The 16,513-nt window shown below is 63.8% G+C and carries 18 protein-coding genes; 9 read left to right on the forward strand and 9 right to left on the reverse strand.

Annotated elements, in window-relative coordinates; translation table 11 throughout:
- Positions 1 to 128: 128 nt before the first annotated feature.
- The gene (locus K3557_RS04615; RefSeq protein ID WP_259991058.1) at positions 129 to 386 is read left to right on the forward strand and encodes a hypothetical protein; all 258 of its coding nucleotides are present in this window, start codon (positions 129 to 131) and stop codon (positions 384 to 386) included.
- Between the two features lie 59 nt (positions 387 to 445).
- Here K3557_RS04615 and K3557_RS04620 read toward each other — a convergent pair whose 3' ends face one another.
- Positions 446 to 583: an entericidin A/B family lipoprotein gene (locus K3557_RS04620; RefSeq protein ID WP_134830252.1), complete on the reverse strand. Its 138-nt coding sequence runs from the start codon at positions 581 to 583 to the stop codon at positions 446 to 448.
- Positions 584 to 817: 234 nt separating this feature from the next.
- On the opposite strand from K3557_RS04620, the gene K3557_RS04625 reads away from it, so the two are divergent.
- The 4 genes from K3557_RS04625 (at position 818) to K3557_RS04640 (ending at position 4,789) form a co-directional block, all read left to right on the forward strand.
- Positions 818 to 1,126, forward strand: coding sequence for a TraR/DksA C4-type zinc finger protein (locus tag K3557_RS04625; RefSeq protein WP_259991061.1), 309 nt, complete (start codon positions 818 to 820; stop codon positions 1,124 to 1,126).
- 236 nt (positions 1,127 to 1,362) lie between these two features.
- Positions 1,363 to 2,016, forward strand: coding sequence for a protein-L-isoaspartate O-methyltransferase (locus tag K3557_RS04630; RefSeq protein ID WP_259991063.1), 654 nt, complete (start codon positions 1,363 to 1,365; stop codon positions 2,014 to 2,016).
- A gap of 136 nt (positions 2,017 to 2,152) precedes the next feature.
- The gene (locus K3557_RS04635; protein ID WP_259997978.1) at positions 2,153 to 3,577 is read left to right on the forward strand and encodes a TolC family outer membrane protein; all 1,425 of its coding nucleotides are present in this window, start codon (positions 2,153 to 2,155) and stop codon (positions 3,575 to 3,577) included.
- A 75-nt stretch (positions 3,578 to 3,652) separates the two neighbouring features.
- The gene (locus K3557_RS04640) at positions 3,653 to 4,789 is read left to right on the forward strand and encodes a hypothetical protein (protein ID WP_259997980.1); all 1,137 of its coding nucleotides are present in this window, start codon (positions 3,653 to 3,655) and stop codon (positions 4,787 to 4,789) included.
- Between the two features lie 284 nt (positions 4,790 to 5,073).
- Here the strand turns inward: K3557_RS04640 and K3557_RS04645 are convergent, their stop codons facing one another.
- A complete protein-coding gene (locus tag K3557_RS04645; protein ID WP_259997983.1) occupies positions 5,074 to 6,534 on the reverse strand; it encodes a cobyric acid synthase in 1,461 nt (486 codons plus the stop codon).
- A gap of 199 nt (positions 6,535 to 6,733) precedes the next feature.
- Entirely contained in the window at positions 6,734 to 7,051 is a 318-nt protein-coding gene (locus K3557_RS04650; protein ID WP_008556013.1) for a DUF6280 family protein, read from the reverse strand.
- Positions 7,052 to 7,270: 219 nt separating this feature from the next.
- Here K3557_RS04650 and efp point away from each other — a divergent pair, with 219 nt between their 5' ends.
- The gene (gene efp / locus K3557_RS04655) at positions 7,271 to 7,834 is read left to right on the forward strand and encodes an elongation factor P (protein ID WP_129370286.1); all 564 of its coding nucleotides are present in this window, start codon (positions 7,271 to 7,273) and stop codon (positions 7,832 to 7,834) included.
- 145 nt (positions 7,835 to 7,979) lie between these two features.
- Here the strand turns inward: efp and K3557_RS04660 are convergent, their stop codons facing one another.
- The 3 genes from K3557_RS04660 to K3557_RS04670 all read right to left on the reverse strand — a co-directional run bounded on the left by K3557_RS04660 (position 7,980) and on the right by K3557_RS04670 (position 9,771).
- Positions 7,980 to 8,525, reverse strand: a complete 546-nt coding sequence (locus tag K3557_RS04660) for a hypothetical protein (protein ID WP_259997984.1) — start codon at positions 8,523 to 8,525, stop codon at positions 7,980 to 7,982.
- Between the two features lie 60 nt (positions 8,526 to 8,585).
- Complete coding sequence (locus K3557_RS20460) at positions 8,586 to 8,777, reverse strand: fructosamine kinase family protein (RefSeq protein WP_311198492.1); 192 nt, start codon at positions 8,775 to 8,777, stop codon at positions 8,586 to 8,588.
- A gap of 259 nt (positions 8,778 to 9,036) precedes the next feature.
- Positions 9,037 to 9,771: a folate-binding protein YgfZ gene (locus K3557_RS04670; RefSeq protein ID WP_259997986.1), complete on the reverse strand. Its 735-nt coding sequence runs from the start codon at positions 9,769 to 9,771 to the stop codon at positions 9,037 to 9,039.
- A gap of 88 nt (positions 9,772 to 9,859) precedes the next feature.
- On the opposite strand from K3557_RS04670, the gene K3557_RS04675 reads away from it, so the two are divergent.
- Positions 9,860 to 10,540, forward strand: coding sequence for a TIGR04283 family arsenosugar biosynthesis glycosyltransferase (locus K3557_RS04675; RefSeq protein ID WP_259997987.1), 681 nt, complete (start codon positions 9,860 to 9,862; stop codon positions 10,538 to 10,540).
- Between the two features lie 102 nt (positions 10,541 to 10,642).
- Here the strand turns inward: K3557_RS04675 and K3557_RS04680 are convergent, their stop codons facing one another.
- A complete protein-coding gene (locus tag K3557_RS04680; protein WP_259997988.1) occupies positions 10,643 to 12,502 on the reverse strand; it encodes an ABC transporter ATP-binding protein in 1,860 nt (619 codons plus the stop codon).
- A 204-nt stretch (positions 12,503 to 12,706) separates the two neighbouring features.
- Between K3557_RS04680 and K3557_RS04685 the strand changes: the two genes are divergently transcribed.
- Entirely contained in the window at positions 12,707 to 13,915 is a 1,209-nt protein-coding gene (locus tag K3557_RS04685; RefSeq protein ID WP_259997989.1) for an alanine--glyoxylate aminotransferase family protein, read from the forward strand.
- A gap of 30 nt (positions 13,916 to 13,945) precedes the next feature.
- Here K3557_RS04685 and K3557_RS04690 read toward each other — a convergent pair whose 3' ends face one another.
- Both K3557_RS04690 and K3557_RS04695 read right to left on the reverse strand, forming a co-directional pair.
- Entirely contained in the window at positions 13,946 to 14,140 is a 195-nt protein-coding gene (locus K3557_RS04690) for a histidinol phosphate aminotransferase (protein WP_259997990.1), read from the reverse strand.
- A 90-nt stretch (positions 14,141 to 14,230) separates the two neighbouring features.
- Positions 14,231 to 15,340 carry a pyridoxal phosphate-dependent aminotransferase gene (locus tag K3557_RS04695; RefSeq protein WP_259997991.1) on the reverse strand — a complete coding sequence of 370 codons (1,110 nt, stop codon included), beginning with the start codon at positions 15,338 to 15,340 and terminating at the stop codon, positions 14,231 to 14,233.
- Between the two features lie 94 nt (positions 15,341 to 15,434).
- On the opposite strand from K3557_RS04695, the gene K3557_RS04700 reads away from it, so the two are divergent.
- Positions 15,435 to 16,499, forward strand: coding sequence for an SMP-30/gluconolactonase/LRE family protein (locus tag K3557_RS04700; RefSeq protein WP_259997992.1), 1,065 nt, complete (start codon positions 15,435 to 15,437; stop codon positions 16,497 to 16,499).
- Positions 16,500 to 16,513: the final 14 nt, after the last annotated feature.

Consider the following 16,513-nt stretch of genomic DNA (forward strand, 5'->3'; position numbering starts at 1 on the left):
CCCGGCCAAAACCCGCCCAGCCCCATGCGCCAACCTCCGCCGGTTCCACCCTCTCATCACCCCCGCGGCTGAAAGTCCGCCGCAATACTGCTATCCTCCCATCAGCCAAACTTTCGGAGGATGGCCCCATGACCACCAAAACAGTGAAACTCACCACCCTGGCCGCGGCGCTGTGCCTGTTGGCGGCGCCGGCGTTTTCCGGCCAGTGCCCGGCGGATATCGCCAAGATCGACGCGGCGATTGCGGCGGGAACCGCCCTCAGCGAGGATGACCTGGCCGATGTTCAGGACATGCGCGACGAGGGGCAAAGCCTGCATGACGGCGGCGATCATGCGGCCTCGGTCGCCATTCTGGCCGAAGCCAAGGCGCTGCTGGGGATCGAATAGCCCTGCAATAAAAAACGCCCGGCCTGGGGCCGGGCGGTCCTGTCTCAAATCCGACGGGCTTACAGCGCGTCTTGCACATCCTGCGCGGCGCCGCTGATCGCCTGGCCGGCTTTGGAGATGTCGCGTCCCGCGCCCTTGGTGGTCTCGCAGGCGGCCAGCCCCAGCAGCATCAGCACACACGCAAAAATCCTGATCATCGTCTAAGGCTCCTTATCTCTGCCCGGTTCTTTGCGTGGATATCTAGCAAGCCGCCCCGGCGCAGGCCAGCGGTATTGCCGGGGGCAGGTCGGTGCCTGCAACGCAGTTTACCAAAAATTGCAACTTATAAGGTAGTGCAATCCCCGAAAATCGCGAGTAGCTTGACCTGGATCAAGGCTGTAGCTTTGACCCCGCGGCAAGTTATGCGAAATTTGAGCTGGAGGGCATGTACTATGGACTTTTCCACCAGAAAACAAACGCTTGAGGTGCGCCGGATGCAGCTGGCAGGCACCCTGGCAAATGCCGGTCTTGCACCGGACGCGATGCAGATGGGGTCTGCCCGGCAAGCCGGGGCAGGCCATGCCGGCTCTATCGCGTTCCCCGCCAAGGCCGGCCTGGAAGAGCTGCGCCGCATCGATGCCGCTTTGGCCCGCCTGCGCGAAGGGTCTTACGGCTATTGCCGGATTTGCGGTGACAATATTGCCGATGACTGGCTGGACCTGCGCCCGGCCTCGCCCTTTTGCAAAAGCTGCGCGCTCTGACAGCCCGTGCGCGGCTGAACCATGGGGGCGGCTGCTGTGCGGCAATCCATAGACAGATCCGGGATCTGCATCAGCCAGGGGGCAGCCGCCCCGCTGGCTGAAACCGGTTCTGAACCGCAGCCGTTGTCCTGCTGCAGCGCTGCACTACTTTAGGGCTTGGCGCAAAAGGCCCCGTTGCCGTGCCGGCCGGGATATGTCACAACCTGCCTGACCGACTGAACAAATGAGTTTAGCAGATGCCAGATTTCACTGAGCGCCGCCGCATGATGGTGGACACCCAGATCCGTCCGTCGGATGTCACCAAATACCCGATCATCGAGGCGATGCTAGAAGTCCCGCGGGAACAGTTTGTCCCGGACTCGCAGCGCGAGGCGGCTTATGCGGATCAGAACGTGAAACTGGGCGGCACCCGGGTGCTGATGGAACCGCGCACCCTGGCCAAGATGCTGGATGCGGTGGATCTGCAGAACGACGAACTGGTGCTCGATGTGGCCTGCGGGCTGGGCTACTCCACTGCTGTGGCAGCCCGTGTGGCGCAGATGGTGATCGGCGTCGAAGAAGACGCGGACATGGCCGCTGACGCGCAGGAGCTTTTGTCGGAAACCGGCGCGGACAATGCGATCGTGCATACCGGCCCGCTGGCCGGGGGCGCGGCAGAGCACGGCCCCTATGACGTGATCCTGGTTGAGGGCGGCGCCGAGGAGCTGCCTGCGGGTTTGCTGGACCAGCTTAAGGACGGCGGCCGGATCGCGGCTCTGATGATGACCGGCGCGCTTGGCGAGGTGAAGATCGGCTACAAAAGCGGCGCCCGGATTTCCTGGCGGTTTGCCTTCAATGCCAGCGCCCCGGTGCTTCCGGGGTTTGCGGCGGCGCGTGAATTCGCGCTCTGACCCGCAGGGCGCGGCATTGCGTCCCAAGGGCCGCTGCCGTTAGACTGAACAAGAGGCCGGGCGCCGTGCAAAGGAGCGCCCGGAGTGCAGATAAAAACCACCGCGGCTGGCGGCGCGGCAAAAGATAAGGCAACCGATGCGAATGAAATTTCCGGCGAGTGTGTTTAAGGCTTTTGTATTTGCCGGCGGCGTGACAGCCACGGCGCTGCTGCCGCTGAAGGCCGCGGCGGACAACCTGTCCGACGCGATGATTGGCGCCTATAAGACCAGCGGCCTGCTGGAACAGAACCGGGCGCTGCTGCGGGCTGCGGATGAGGACGTGGCCATTGCCGTGTCCCGGCTGCGCCCGCTGATCCAATGGACACTCACCGCCAGCCATACCTATTCCCGCAGCGTCAACCAGTTCGGCAACTTCAACGAGTTCACCAACAACGATCTCGGCACCCAGATCCAGCTGACCCAGCTTCTGTATGACGGCGGCGAAACACGGTTGCGCAAACAGGCAGCCCAGGAACTGGTGCTCGCTACGCGCCAGCAGCTGCTGAGTGTTGAGCAATCGGTGCTGATATCTGCCGTTCAGGCCTATGTGGGGGTCCTGCAGGGGCAGGAAAATGTCGCCCTGCGCCGCAACAACCTGCGTCTGCTGCTGGAAGAGCTGAAGGCGGCGCAAGACCGGTTTGAAGTGGGCGAAGTGACCCGCACCGACGTCGCCTTGGCTGAAAGCCAGGTGGCCGCGGCCCGCGCCAACCTGACGGGTGCCGAGGGAAACCTGCTGACGGCCCGCGCCACCTATCTGCAAATTGTCGGCCACGCGCCGGGCGCGATTGCCGGCCAGCCCCGGCTGCCGTCGCGGGCTGTGTCCATCGACCGGGCGCAGTCCATTGCGGGGCGCAACCAGCCGGACCTGCTGGCACAGCAGCATTCGGTCAAATCCGCCGACATTCTGGTCCGGGCCGCAACGAAAGCCTTGGGTCCAAGCGTCAGCTTCCGGGCCACTGCGGGCCTTAGCGAAGACTTGAATGACAGCACCGGCACCGACTCGGATGCTTCGGCTTCGGTGACGCTGACACAGGATCTCTATGCCGGCGGCCGCAACGCGGCGACCCGGCGGCGGGCCATCGCCAGTGCCGACACGGAACGCGGTGCCCTGATCAATACCCAGCGCGCGGTGCGCCAGAATGTCAGCTCGGCGTTTTTCAATGTGGAAACGGCGCGGGCGACCCTGGTGTCCTCAAATGAACGGGTGCGCGCGTCCAAGGTTGCTTTTGACGGCATCCGCGAAGAGGCCACCCTTGGGGCACGGACGACGCTGGACGTGCTGCAGGCTGAGCAAGAATATCTCGATGCTCAGACAGGCGAAGTGAATGCGCGCGCCGACCAGGCAATCGCGGCTTATCAGCTGTTGCAGGCGCAGGGGCTGCTCACCGCCGAGCATCTGGGGCTGGCGGTCGAGATTTACGACCCGACGCTCTACTACAATCTGGTCAAGGGCGCGCCTGCGCAATACAGCAAGCGCGGCAAGGATCTGGACCGGGTGCTCAAGGCCTTGGGACGTAACTGACAATTCATCCTATCGGTTGTGCGGTGACGGGAAGGCCGCTACACTCTGTTTCAAGAGGCAAGAGTGGTTTATAAAATGTCCGACCCAGTTACCCATGCTGAGATCGAAGATGTATTGTCCTCAATCCGCCGCTTGGTGAGTGATGACAGCCGCAGCGGGCCTGCGGCCCCGGAACCTGCAGCCCGGCTGGTCCTGACGCCCGCGCTGCGGGTGCAGGAGGACGGTCCTGACTGCCCCCCGGCACCTGATCCGGCAACGGCAGAATCTGAGGTTGTTGTGTGCGGGGACCCGGAGCAGGCCGGGGACACCGCGCCGGATCTGGAAGCGGAAGCCCCGATAGCCTTCCGGCATCGCAACAGCGTAGCTGAAACCGCATCGCCCTTGGATGACTGGCAGGCAGAGGCGGAGCGGGACACTGGTTTGCAGGCCGTCCAGCCTGAACCGGGCCAATTGGACACAGGATACTTGGGTGCGGATCACCTGAATTCAGACCCGGGTGCAGGATCGGAACACCAGAAACCGCAAGGCACGCCGGGTGCCGTGACAGATGCTCCCTGGGGGGACCCCAATGCCACGCTGTTTGCCGCCGCCGCAGATGCGGAGCAGCCGGCGGACGGCACCAGCAATCTTGATGCCGAAACTCCAGCGGACAGTCAGGCCCCGGAAGACAGTCAAGCCCTGCAAGACAGTCAAGTCATTGAAACTGCCGGGGCCCGTGCGGCGTCAGTTGTGCGCAAAATTGCTGAGCTTGAGGCCCGCAGTGCGCGCGGGCAGGCGCAGGAACCGCAGCAATGGGAGCCGGACAGCCAGACGGAGGCTCCGTTTGCCAGCACTGTAACCGACACCATCGAATGGCGTGACGAACCGCTTTCCGCCCGCCGTGCCGCACCGCAAGACGAGGACGGTGCATCCGCCGCTGCTGATACGCCCCGGGACGCGGGAGCGGAAGTTTTGCCGGGACCTGGCGTCAACGACGGCAGCGCGGTCGCGAAAGCAGAAACTCTGGCCGAATCTGCTATGGCCGGGGCTGCGCTGGAAACTCTGGCCGAGGCTGGTGACGGCTATCTGGACGAGGACAGCCTGCGCGATCTGGTGGCCAGTATCGTGCGCGAGGAGCTGCAGGGTCCGCTGGGCGAACGCATCACCCGCAATGTTCGCAAACTGGTCCGCCGCGAAATCCACCGCGCGCTTGCCGCGCATGATCTGCTCTAAACCCAGCGGCTGCCCGCGGAAGGGATGAAGGTCTGAAAGGCGCACTCTGCTGCGCCTTTTTCATTGGCGGCTGTTGAGCAACCCTAGGGCAGGCCGCCCCGGGTGCCGCCCTGCGCCTGATTAAGGGGACTGCTCCCGCCCGGCGTCTGGCTTTTGGCAAAGCCCTCCGCCCGTTGGGCCTGGCGCCGCGCCAAGCGCGGCGCCAGGCCCAAGACCGCAGACGGGTCTGGCCGTGGCCAGGGCTGGCTGCGGACGCGGGAGGGCTTGCCCTGCCCGCAGGAGCCTTAGAACGTCACCGGCCGGGACAGCTTCAGCAGCTGGTCCAGATCCATATAGCGTTCCAAATGGTCCGCCAGCGCATCCAGCGTCTCCTCGACACCGTCTTCATACCCCGTCTGGCTTTCATGCCCGAGCCCCGCCAGCACGCTGGCGCGGAAGGCATCCGAGGAAAACAGCCCGTGCAGATAGGACCCTTTCACCCGGCCATCGGCTGAGGCCGCGCCCTCGGCCCGCCCGCCGATGCTCAGCCATGCCCGATCGCAATCGGTACCAGCCGTGCGGCCCATGTGGATCTCATAACCGCTCACCGGTAGATTACCGTCGCGGGTCACAGCTTCGGTCAGGGTGACACGCTTTTCGCCCGCCATCACCGTATGCACATCCAAGAGGCCCAGCCCCTCGACCTTGCCGGGGCGTCCGTCGACACCCTCGGGGTCGTCGATGGTCTTGCCCAGCATCTGATAGCCGCCGCACAAGCCCAGCACATGTCCACCGCGGCGGTAATGCGCCTGGATGTCGATGTCCCAGCCCTGGCGGCGCAGATAGGCCAGATCGCCAATGGTCGACTTGCTGCCGGGCAGGATCACCAGATCCGCATCGCCGGGCAGGGCACGGCCCGGCGGCACGATCTCCACCGTCACCTCCGGCTCCGCTGCCAGCGGGTCCAGATCGTCGAAATTCGCCATCCGCTCCAGCTGCGGCACCACCACCTTGCAGGCGCCGCCCTGGCGCGAGGCGATGTCCATCATGTCTTCGGCTGGCAGTTTCCAGGCGTCCCAGAACCACGGCACCACTCCCAAGGACGGCCAGCCGGTGCGCGCGGCAATATCGTCCCGGCCTGCATCAAACAGGCTGAGGTCGCCGCGGAACCGGTTCACCATGAAACCCGCGACCCGCTCCAGGTCCTGCGGCTCCAGCACCGCGTGGGTGCCGACGATTTGCGCAATCACCCCGCCGCGGTGGATGTCGCCGGCAATCACCACCGGCACCTCTGCTGCACAGGCAAAGCCCATATTGGCAATGTCATTCTTGCGCAGGTTGGTCTCGGCAGGCGATCCCGCTCCCTCGATCAGCACCAGATCGGCGTCTGCGGCCAAGCGCCGGTAGCTCTCCAGCGCTGCTTCCAGCAGGCCCGATTTGTCGCGCATGAAGGACCCGGCCCCTTGGGTGCCGCGGCGCTTGCCCTGCACGATCACCTGGGCGCCGGTGTCGGTTTCCGGCTTCAGCAGCACCGGGTTCATGTCGGTATGGGGAGGCCGCATTGCGGCGCGCGCCTGCAGGGCCTGTGCCCGGCCGATCTCGCCGCCCTCGGGCGTCACCGCGGCGTTGTTGGACATGTTCTGCGGCTTGAACGGTGCCACCTTCAGCCCGCGCCGCACATAGGCGCGCGCCAGCCCCGCCACGATAAGCGACTTGCCGACATTGCTGCCGGTGCCCTGGATCATGATCGAACGCGCCCGTGTCATTTTCGCTGCCATCTCCCTGCTTGCACCCCTGTGTCAGGGGTCTGCATAACAGCTTAGGCAGCGCCGTCTATGGGCGCTGTGCCGCAAGCGTCCCGCGGCAGCTGCCACGCGACAGGTTGACCCTGCGGAAACCTCGGTGCGCAAAAGAAAAACGCGCCCCCAAAGGGCGCGCTTTTCGGCAATGCGGGGCAGAGGCCTTTTAGGCGGCTTCTGCCTGCGCAGCGTTGCGGCGTTCGCTTTCTTCACGCGATAGTGCAACCGAGGTCCGCACACCGCGGCCCACGAAGTCCATCAGGCCTTCCACAACCCGTTCGTTCGGGTCGATACCGGCGCAGGACAGCACTTCGCGGCCATCGCGCGAGCGTGCCCAGCGGGCGATCTGTTCCGGACCATTGCCGTATTTCTTGTCGTCGGCGATGGCATCATCCAGTGCGGCCAGGACAACGGCTGCAAACAGTTTGCGGGCGCGGTTGCCTTGCTCGTTATTATAAGCGGTGCCGTCTACGAAATCTCGCATCTCGTATCCCTTGTTGTTCTTGCTATTGCAATTTTCGGCGTAGCGCTGCTTATGGCGGAATTGTGACGATTCGGATAGAGCGCAGATGCATAGCTTTCATGCAAATTGCGCATACCTTATTCACACAGTCTCCATACCATATCCTTGTCTTGCCAGCGATCAGCCTGCCAGATATAGGGTCTTGCAAGTTTTCAACAACCATCCGAAAGGCATTTTCCCATGCCCAAGATCAACGGTAACGAAATCCGTCCCGGAAACGTCCTGGAACATAATGGCGGTTTGTGGGCAGCGGTGAAGGTCGATCACGTCAAGCCCGGCAAAGGCGGCGCCTTTGCCCAGGTCGAAATGCGCAACCTGCGCAACGGTTCCAAGCTGAACGAGCGCTTCCGTTCGGCGGACAAGGTCGAGAAGGTCCGCCTGGAACAGAAGGACCAGCAGTTCCTTTATGAAAGTGACGGCATGCTGGTGTTCATGGACACCGAAACTTATGAGCAGATCGAACTGCCGGCTGAGCTCTTGGGCGACCGCCGCCCGTTCCTGCAGGACGGCATGACTATTGTGGTGGAGTTCCACGAAGCCGAAGCGCTGAACGCCACCGTGCCGCAGAAAGTCACCTGCCAGATCGTCGAGACCGAACCGGTTGTCAAAGGCCAGACCGCGGCGAACTCCTTCAAGCCGGCGATCCTGGACAACGGCGTCAAGGTCATGGTGCCGCCCTTTGTCGGCCAGGACGAGATGATCGTGGTGAATACCGAGACCATGGAATATTCCGAACGCGCCTGATCCAGGCCGCGTCCCGGAAAAACGAAGGCTGCCCTCCCTCGGGGGGCGGCTTTTTCAGGTCTTCGGGCGGATCCCAAGACTTTTGCAAAAGTCTTGGCAAAAGTTTTCGAAAACTTTTGCGCCGCCAGTCGGCGGGGCGGGTGGATCACTCACCAGGCAGCGCCAGGTTGAAGCCGCATTCATCCATCATCCTGCCATAGGCCGCGGTAAATCCGCTCAACGACGCCTCATAGAACATGTCGTTCCCGGCCCAGATCTCTACCCAGCTTCCCTGTTTCATCGCTTGCAGCATCGGCAGGTGATCCTGGAACTGCAGCGCGCTTTCAGCTTCGGCCAGGCCTTCCTCGTTGATCCAGGAATTGATCCCGGCAGATACTGAGAAGCTGCGGTCAAAGTCAAAGATGAAATCCACAGCTCCGCCCCGCTGCATCAGCGTCGGGTAATGGCGCGGCGCATATTCCTGCACCTTGGCCATCGGGTAAAAATCCGGCGGGCCGCCGTCGCCGGAAAACACCTCCAACGCCAGGATCGGGTCGCCATCGCCGCCGGTCCAGGCGCGGCAGGTCAGGTAGCTGTCCTGCTCGGTCTCATGCGATTCAGTGGCGGCATGCCAGTCTTTGTAATTCCAGTAGTCCGCCCAGGCGGGGGAGGCCGCCAACGCAGCCAGGCAAGCACCAAGGATCAGTTGCATCAAATACCCTTTCAGCAATCCTGACGGCGACCCTAACTCAATCAGGTGAACAGAGGCTTGTCAGACCCTCAGCGCGTCCAGCCGCGTCTCCACCATGCTGCGGTAACTGGCACCGAACAGCCGCAGATGCACCAGCGCGGGCCACAGCTGATAGATGGTGCGGCGCACCTCATGCCCCGGCTCCGGCGCGCCACAGCTTTCGTGAAACGCTTCAGGCCGTGCGCCGAACAGATGCAGCATCGCCAGATCCACGTCTCCATCCCCTTAGTAACACGCCGGGTCGATCAGATAGGCGGAGCTGCCGCGGAACAGTACATTGGCGGCCCACAGATTGCCATTCAGCAGAGAGATTGGCGGGCAGCAGGCAGCGGCTCCGGCAGCCTGTCGCAAAGGGTCTTAAACCGCGATCGCAGATCCTGAGGCAGGGCGTCGGACAAACTACTGCCATGCAGCGGGCGGGCGCGTGCGACTTCAGCGCCCAATAGGGAATGAAACGTTTCCTCCAGCCCGCTCACACCTGCCAGATGACACGGGCCTCTCCGGCCAGCATCCCCTCCTTGGCGCGATCGAACCGCAAATAGGCAATGCCTTTGCCGCCGGACTGGGTGAACAGCGTGCCCACGGGTTTACCGCCCGAGGTGATCTCAGTGCCAACCGGTGCCGTGCCCTCAACCTCCACTGTGCGGAACCCCTTGCGCAGCTCGGTCTTGTGTTTCATCCGAGCGGTGACTTCCTGGCCCACGTAGCAGCCCTTGCGGAAATCCACCCCGTTCAGCGCTTCGAACCCGGCCTCCAGAATATAACTCTCGGGTCCCAGCTCGACGCTGGTTTCAGGGATGCAATGGGCGACCCGGACCGCGTCCCAATCACTGCCGTCATCGCCGCCTTCAGCGCCATAGAGCCGCCAGCCCATCGCCGCGTGGCGCGGGTCGGCCAGCGCGCCCTCAGGCGCTGGACCTGTACCGCGTTTCACTTGCAGATCCGCCAGTTCCACCTGCACGTCAGCGCGCAGCCGGTACATGTTCAGCCGCTTCAGCAGGCCCTCGGCCAGTGACGCCTCCACATCCAAGAGCACCGCCTCGCCATCAGCGGCCAGAAAGAAATCCGCCAGATACTTGCCCTGCGGCGTCAAAAGTGCTGCATAGACCAGCCCATCGTCCAGCCGGTCGACATTGTTGGTCACCAGCCCCTGCAGAAAACTGCGGGCGTCGGCACCACTCAGGCGCAGGATGCGGCGGTCGTTCATTTCATGTCTCCGGTGTTTCTCAGAGGACGTTTCATAGTTCCGCCCAGTGATATAGGAAGCAGGGCGGAAGAAAACAGGAAAACCACCCATGCCCGCGCCGGTCAGCATCGTGATCCCCGCCTTGAACGCAAGCGAAGAGCTGCCCGCCACGCTCGAACATCTGATGGAGGGGCTGGCAGCAGGTCTGATCCGCGAACTGGTGATCACCGACGGCGGCTCCGCCGACGCCACTCGCGCCATCGCTGAGGGTGCAGGCGCAGAATGGATCAGCGGTGCGCCGTCGCGCGGCGGCCAGCTGCGCCGGGGCTGTGCGGCGGCCAAGGGCGACTGGCTGCTGATACTGCACGCTGACACCCGTCTGGAACCGGGCTGGGCCGAAGCCGTGGCGCAGCATCTGCAGACGGGGCAGGGCAGCCCCGCCTGTTTTCACCTGCGCTTCCGGGCGCGCGGGTTGATGCCGGCCTGGGTCGCGGGCTGGGCCAACCTGCGCACACGGCTGTTCGGGCTGCCCTATGGCGATCAGGGCCTGCTGATCCAGCGCGCGGCGTATGAGGCCGCAGGCGGTTATCCCGACCAGCCGCTGATGGAGGACGTGGCCCTGGTGCGCCGCCTGCAGGGCATGACGATTCTGCCAAGCGCGGCGCTGACCAGCGCCGCGCGCTACCAGCGCGCGGGCTGGCTCAGGCGAGGGGCACGCAACCTGTGGACGCTGATGCAGTATTTTCTGGGGCGGGATACGAGAAAGCTGGCTGCTTCTTACCGGAAATAGAAGAGAGGGCAGGGTTCCTCCGCGGGCGGAAGCATAGCGCCCGCCCATGGGGGCGGACGGGCGTTGCCCGACCTTTCGGCCGGGCGAAACATTCAAAGATACTCAGCCGAACACCTTGCGCGAGAACCGGCGGAACCAGCGTTCCTTGCCGCTTGCGGCGCCACCCGGCACCTGTTCCGCCTGGGCGGCAATGCCGGCAGTATCCACCACCGTCTTGCCGTCCTGAAATTGCAGCCGGTACAGATCGGCATAGGTGCCGCCGCGCGCCAGCAGCTCTTCGTGGGTGCCCTGATCCAGCACCCGGCCGCGATCCATCACCACGATCTTGTCGGCGTTGCGGATGGTCGACAGCCGGTGCGCGATCACCAGCGTGGTGCGCCCGCCCGCCAGCTTATCCAGCGCCTGCTGCACCACCTTCTCGGATTGCGCATCCAAGGCCGAGGTGGCCTCGTCCAGCAGCAGCACCGGTGTATTGCGCAGCAAGGCGCGGGCAATCACCACCCGCTGGCGTTGGCCGCCCGACAGGGCTGATCCACGCGGCCCGACACGTGTCTCCAGCCCATGCTCCAGCTTGGGCAGAAAATCCGCCACATGCGAAGCCTCAAGCGCGGCTTGCAGCTCTGCGTCGGGTACATCGGTGCGGCCTAGCACGATATTCTCAAGCAGGGTTTCGTCAAACAGCATCGCATCCTGCGTCACCACCGAAAACAGGCTGCGCAGATCGGCGGTGTTCAGATTGGTGACCTCAACCCCGCCCACGGTCACGGATCCCGCCTGCGGATCCACCATCCGGGTCAGCAGGTTGAAGATCGTCGATTTGCCAGCCCCCGAGGCCCCCACCAGCGCGGTGGTCTTGCCGGCTTCGGCCTCAAGTGTCAGCCCGTGCAGGATCTGCGCGTCGCCGTAATTCAGCTCAACTCCGCTCAGGTTGATGGCGGGCAGACCTTGCGGCGCGGCCTGCGGATGTTCTGGCTCGCTCAGCAGGATCGGCGCATCCAGCAGTTCCTTGATCCGCTCCAGCGCTGCCGCCGCGCCCTGCCACACACCGGAGATATTGGCCAGCCGCCGCATCGGTTCGAAACTCAGCCCGATTGAGGTGAAAAAGCTCATGAACTGGCCCACGGATTTTTCGCCGGCGATGATCTCGTTGCCGCCATACAGCAGCACCGCCATGAAACCGACACCGGCCATGATGTCGGTCATGCCCGAAATCGACGAAGTGCCAAAGGCTGCCTTCACTTCCGAGCGAACAAAGTCATCGGTGCGTTCGGAAAACCTGTGGACCTGATATTCTTCCAGACGGTTCAGCTTGACCGGCACGATGCCGTGGAAAATCTCGTCCAGCCGGGTTGCCAGATCGGCGCCCAGATCCCGCGCCCGCGACGCCTTTTTGCGTACATAGCGCTGGATGGTCGAGATCGGAAGCAGCAGCACCGGCACCCCGACCAGCAGGATCAGCGTCCAGCGCCAGTCAATGCTGAAGGCAACACCCAGCACCGCTACCAGCGCCACCAGGTCGCGCCCGGCGCCGGTGATCACCGCCTGCCAGACCGCGTTGATGGCATAGACATCCGACTGGATCCGCTGGATCAGCAGCCCCGGCGGGTGCTGCTGGTGAAACGCCGGATCCTGGCGGATCAGCCGCGCCAGCATGTCCTTGCGCAGATGTGCGGCCGAGGTCTGCGAAACCTTGCTCAGCAGCACCTTCTGGGTGACGCTGGACACGCCGCGCAACGTGAAGATCGCCAGAAACGCCAGGCTGACCCAGACCAGCGCGTTTGAATTGCCGGCGACAAACACCAGATCGAACATCGGCTGCATCATATAGCCAAGCGCGCCCATGGTGGCGCCTTCCAGCAGCATAAAGATCGCGGCAATGCCCAACAGGCCGATGTAATGGCGCAGATAACCGCGCCACAGCCAGCCGAACAGCTCGCGCGAGGATTTGTGAGGCTGGCTCATACGGGGAGGGTCCGGCAGGGAGTTCGGGTCATTTCGCGCCTTTTCTGACATGCCGCAACCATTTAAGCAGCTCGGCTGCAGGGCGCAAGCAATTCGCCGTGACGCTGCGGACTGTGGAATTGACCCTGCGGGATCGCCGGCTACTGTGCCGCAAAGGATCAACCGCGGCGCGCGATGGCGTCTGCGCTGCAAGGAACATTGCCCATGAGCGGATCAGTGAACATATCGGCAGGCCGGTCTTATCTGGCCATTCCGGGCCCATCGGTGGTGCCGGACCAGGTGCTGCAGGCGATGCACCGGGCCTCTCCCAACATATATGCCGGTGATCTGGTCGAAATGACCGCCACCCTGATCCCGGATCTGCAGCGGATCGCCCGCACCCGGCATCAGGTTGCGATCTATATCTCCAACGGCCACGGCGCCTGGGAGGCGGCACTGCAGAACACGCTGCGGCCGGGCGACCTGGTGCTGGTGCCTTCCTCGGGCCGTTTTGCGATCGGCTGGTCGGAAATGGCCGAAGGGCTGGGGATCGAGGCTGAGGTTCTCGATTTCGGCAATCACGCGCCCTGGGACCTGGACCGAATTGCCGAACGGATCGCCGCGGACAGGGACCACCGCATCAAGGCGGTGCTGGGCGTGCATGTGGATACATCCAGTTCGATCCGCAACGATGTGGCCGCCCTGCGCGGCATTCTGGATGCGGCGGGCCATCCGGCATTGCTGATGGCCGATTGCATCGCCTCATTGGGCTGTGAGCGGTTCGAGATGGATGCCTGGGGCGTCGATGTGATGGTCTCCGCCTGCCAGAAGGGGCTGATGGTGCCGCCGGGCCTTGGCTTTGTCTTCTTCAATGACCGGGCCGCCGCTGCCCGCAAAGCCCTGCCGCGGATCAGCCGCTACTGGGACTGGGTGCCGCGCGCCAATCCGGCTGAGTTCTATCAGTATTTCGGCGGCACCGCGCCCACCCATCACCTTTATGGCCTGCGCGCCGCGCTGGACATGATCCACGCCGAGGGGATCGAAAATGTCTGGAACCGCCACGCCCGACTGGCCCGCACCATTTGGGCCGCCTGCGAGGCCTGGAGCAGCGCAGGCCCGTTGCGCATGAACGTGCCGGACCGGACCTTGCGCTCAAATGCGGTCACGGCGCTGCATATCGGATCGCCGCTGGGCACCGAACTGCGCATGTGGCTGGAACAGCACCTGGGCCTGACGCTGGGCATCGGCCTTGGCATGGCGGCGCCAAACAGCCCGGACTGGCACGGGTTTTTCCGGCTGGGCCATATGGGTCATGTGAACGGCCATATGGCGATGGGCCTGCTGGGCGGCATCGACACCGGTCTCAAGGCGCTGGGCATTCCGCACGGGCCGGGCGCGCTGGACGCGGCTGCAACAACCCTGGCCGCACGCTAGCAGCCGTTCAGAAACAGGCAGAAGGCGGGGTTACGCCTTCCGTGTATTCAGGCGGATATCCAGCCTGGTGATTAGATGGTTGATCAGCACCGCCAGCACCATAACAGGCACCATTCCGTACATCACCCAGACCACAAAGAAGATCCACATCAGGTTGATTCCGGCAAAGGTGATTGCGGCAGTGAAGAAATCCGGCATGTTGGCCGGCAGTTCAGGGTCACGCATGACAATTCTCCCGGTTCTACTCCAAAATGGTAGTCCAGGAGTGGTGAATGTCCGGTAAAACTGCCGCGATCCGGCGGCGGTTGGCAAAATTCAGCCACCCCGTGCCGATGCCAAAGCCCGCGGCAGGGCCGCGGCAAAGCCATCCAGCTCCGCTTCCGGCCCGCAGCTCACCCGGATGCAGCGGTTTTGCGGCGCGGCAAAGGGCATCCGCACAAAAATCCCCTGATCCACCAGACCATCCAGAACCGCCTTGGCAAACACTCCGTCCTTGCCGCAATCAATGGCCACGAAATTGGTGGCCGAGGGCAGGGCGCTCAGCCCGTTTGCTGCCGCAATCTTCGCAATCCGGCGCCGAGCGCCCGCGATCTGCCCCAGCACCTGCGCCAGCCAGTCCTGATCCTGCAAGGCCGCCAATGCGCCGGCCTGTGCCGCCCGGTTCATGCCGAAATGATTGCGCACCTTGTTGAAGGCAGAGATCAGCTCCGGGTGGCCGATGGCATAACCCACCCGTGCGCCGGCCATGCCATAGGCCTTCGAGAACGTCCGCATCCGGATCACCCGCGCATCATCGGCGCTTATAGGTGCCGCAGTGCCCTCGGGCGCGCATTCCACATAAGCCTCGTCCAGCAGCAGCAGGCAGCCCTCCGGAAGGTGGTCCAGCGCTGCGGCAATATCGGCGCCCCGGTGCCAGCTGCCCATCGGATTGTCCGGATTGGCCAGATAGACGATCTTGGCATCCACCTCCGCCGCCCTGTTAAACAATGCCTCAAAATCCTCGCGGTCATTCTTGTAGGGCACCGTGTGCAGCACCCCGCCAAACCCCGCGGCATGGTAATTGAACGTCGGATAGGCCCCCAGCGAGGTCACAACCGCATCGCCCGGCCCGATCAGCAGCCGCACCAGATAGCCGAGCAACCCGTCGATACCTTCACCGACAATGATATGCTCCGGCACCACCCCATGATGTGCCGATAGCGCCTGACGCAGATCATGGCTTTGCGCATCGCCGTATTTCCAGATCTCCGCCGCCGCTTTGGCCATTGCCTCAACTGCTTTGGGCGAGGGGCCGAATATGTTCTCATTCGCCCCCAGCCGCGCCGCAAAAGGCGCGCCGCGCTCACGCTCCTGCGTTTCGGGGCCGACAAACGGCACGGTGGCGGGCAGGGAGAGCGCAAGCGGGGTATAGCGGGGACCAGTCATGGCCGCAGATAACCCCAAGCCCGCAAACGGGGCAAGGCTTGCGTCACCGTTCCCTGCCGCGCAGATTACACCCGGATTTCCAGAGGATTCTTTCATGCGCATTGTTCTGGCCGTGCTGGCCGCCGCCCTGGGCTACCTGTTGTTCTGGCCGGTGCCGGTGGACCCGGTGGCTTACAATCCGCCCGCAGCGCCGGGTTTTACCGGTGCCTACGCCGAAAACCGCGCCCTGGATGCGGCAGAGCTGATCACACTGCCCGATGGCGAAGCAGGCCCCGAAGACCTGGCCGAACTCCCGGACGGTGCGGTCTACACCACTAGCCTGTCCGGAAATCTCTACCGGATCGACGGGGCAGAACCTGTGCTGGCCGACCGCTTGGGCGGCCGCCCGCTGGGGCTGAAGGCCGGGCCGGACGGCGCGCTTTACATCGCCGACAGCTTCCGCGGCATCCTGCGCTGGTCCGGCCCCGGCACCCTGGAAGTGCTGGCAGACAGCGTGGGCGGCGCCCCCATCATCTATGCCAACCAGCTTGATGTGGCACGGGACGGCACCGTCTATTTCTCCAACTCTTCCGACCGCTTCGACCCGGAAACCATGGGCGGCACCAAACCCACCTCGATCCTCACTATCTGGGAACATTCGGACAGCGGCTATGTCGCCCGCTTGGCGCCTGACGGCAGCGTAGAAAAGCTCGCCGCAGGCTTTGTCTACACCAATGGTATCGCCCTATCCCCGGACGAAGACTTCCTCTTGATCAACGAAACCGGCCGCGCCCGTATCCACCGGCTTTGGCTCAAGGGGGACAGGGCGGGCCAGCAAGAGGTCTTTCTTGATAATCTCCCCGGCTATCCCGACAACCTTGAAGGCCAGGGCGACGGTACCTATTGGCTCGCCTTTGCCAGCCCGCGCCTGCCGTCGGAAAAGCTGATGCCATACCCGGCATTGCGCAAACTGATCTGGCGGCTGGGACCGATGGTGCGCCCGGCGCCGGTGCATCGCGGCATGCTGATGCAGTTCGACGGGCAGGGGAAGACCTTGCGCACGCTGCAGGACCCGGACGGGCGCCTTGGCGTCACCACCGGCGGCAAGCTGGCAGGCGGGCAGCTTTACGTGATGACACTCGATTCGCCCTGGTTCGCCCGAATGCCATTGCAGCCCTGACCTTTCCCCCACGT

The sequence above is a fragment of the Leisingera sp. M523 genome (assembly GCF_025141335.1).
In the GTDB taxonomy this organism is placed as follows: Bacteria; Pseudomonadota; Alphaproteobacteria; order Rhodobacterales; family Rhodobacteraceae; genus Leisingera.

What these genes read in the sequence shown, in the direction of transcription:
- K3557_RS04615 (WP_259991058.1), top strand. Translation starts at nt 129, where the DNA reads ATGACCACCAAAACAGTGAAACTCACCACCCTGGCCGCGGCGCTGTGC.
- K3557_RS04620 (WP_134830252.1), bottom strand. Translation starts at nt 583, where the DNA reads ATGATCAGGATTTTTGCGTGTGTGCTGATGCTGCTGGGGCTGGCCGCC.
- K3557_RS04625 (WP_259991061.1), top strand. Translation starts at nt 818, where the DNA reads ATGGACTTTTCCACCAGAAAACAAACGCTTGAGGTGCGCCGGATGCAG.
- K3557_RS04630 (WP_259991063.1), top strand. Translation starts at nt 1,363, where the DNA reads ATGCCAGATTTCACTGAGCGCCGCCGCATGATGGTGGACACCCAGATC.
- K3557_RS04635 (WP_259997978.1), top strand. Translation starts at nt 2,153, where the DNA reads ATGCGAATGAAATTTCCGGCGAGTGTGTTTAAGGCTTTTGTATTTGCC.
- K3557_RS04640 (WP_259997980.1), top strand. Translation starts at nt 3,653, where the DNA reads ATGTCCGACCCAGTTACCCATGCTGAGATCGAAGATGTATTGTCCTCA.
- K3557_RS04645 (WP_259997983.1), bottom strand. Translation starts at nt 6,534, where the DNA reads ATGACACGGGCGCGTTCGATCATGATCCAGGGCACCGGCAGCAATGTC.
- K3557_RS04650 (WP_008556013.1), bottom strand. Translation starts at nt 7,051, where the DNA reads ATGCGAGATTTCGTAGACGGCACCGCTTATAATAACGAGCAAGGCAAC.
- efp (WP_129370286.1), top strand. Translation starts at nt 7,271, where the DNA reads ATGCCCAAGATCAACGGTAACGAAATCCGTCCCGGAAACGTCCTGGAA.
- K3557_RS04660 (WP_259997984.1), bottom strand. Translation starts at nt 8,525, where the DNA reads ATGCAACTGATCCTTGGTGCTTGCCTGGCTGCGTTGGCGGCCTCCCCC.
- K3557_RS04670 (WP_259997986.1), bottom strand. Translation starts at nt 9,771, where the DNA reads ATGAACGACCGCCGCATCCTGCGCCTGAGTGGTGCCGACGCCCGCAGT.
- K3557_RS04675 (WP_259997987.1), top strand. Translation starts at nt 9,860, where the DNA reads ATGCCCGCGCCGGTCAGCATCGTGATCCCCGCCTTGAACGCAAGCGAA.
- K3557_RS04680 (WP_259997988.1), bottom strand. Translation starts at nt 12,502, where the DNA reads ATGAGCCAGCCTCACAAATCCTCGCGCGAGCTGTTCGGCTGGCTGTGG.
- K3557_RS04685 (WP_259997989.1), top strand. Translation starts at nt 12,707, where the DNA reads ATGAGCGGATCAGTGAACATATCGGCAGGCCGGTCTTATCTGGCCATT.
- K3557_RS04690 (WP_259997990.1), bottom strand. Translation starts at nt 14,140, where the DNA reads ATGCGTGACCCTGAACTGCCGGCCAACATGCCGGATTTCTTCACTGCC.
- K3557_RS04695 (WP_259997991.1), bottom strand. Translation starts at nt 15,340, where the DNA reads ATGACTGGTCCCCGCTATACCCCGCTTGCGCTCTCCCTGCCCGCCACC.
- K3557_RS04700 (WP_259997992.1), top strand. Translation starts at nt 15,435, where the DNA reads ATGCGCATTGTTCTGGCCGTGCTGGCCGCCGCCCTGGGCTACCTGTTG.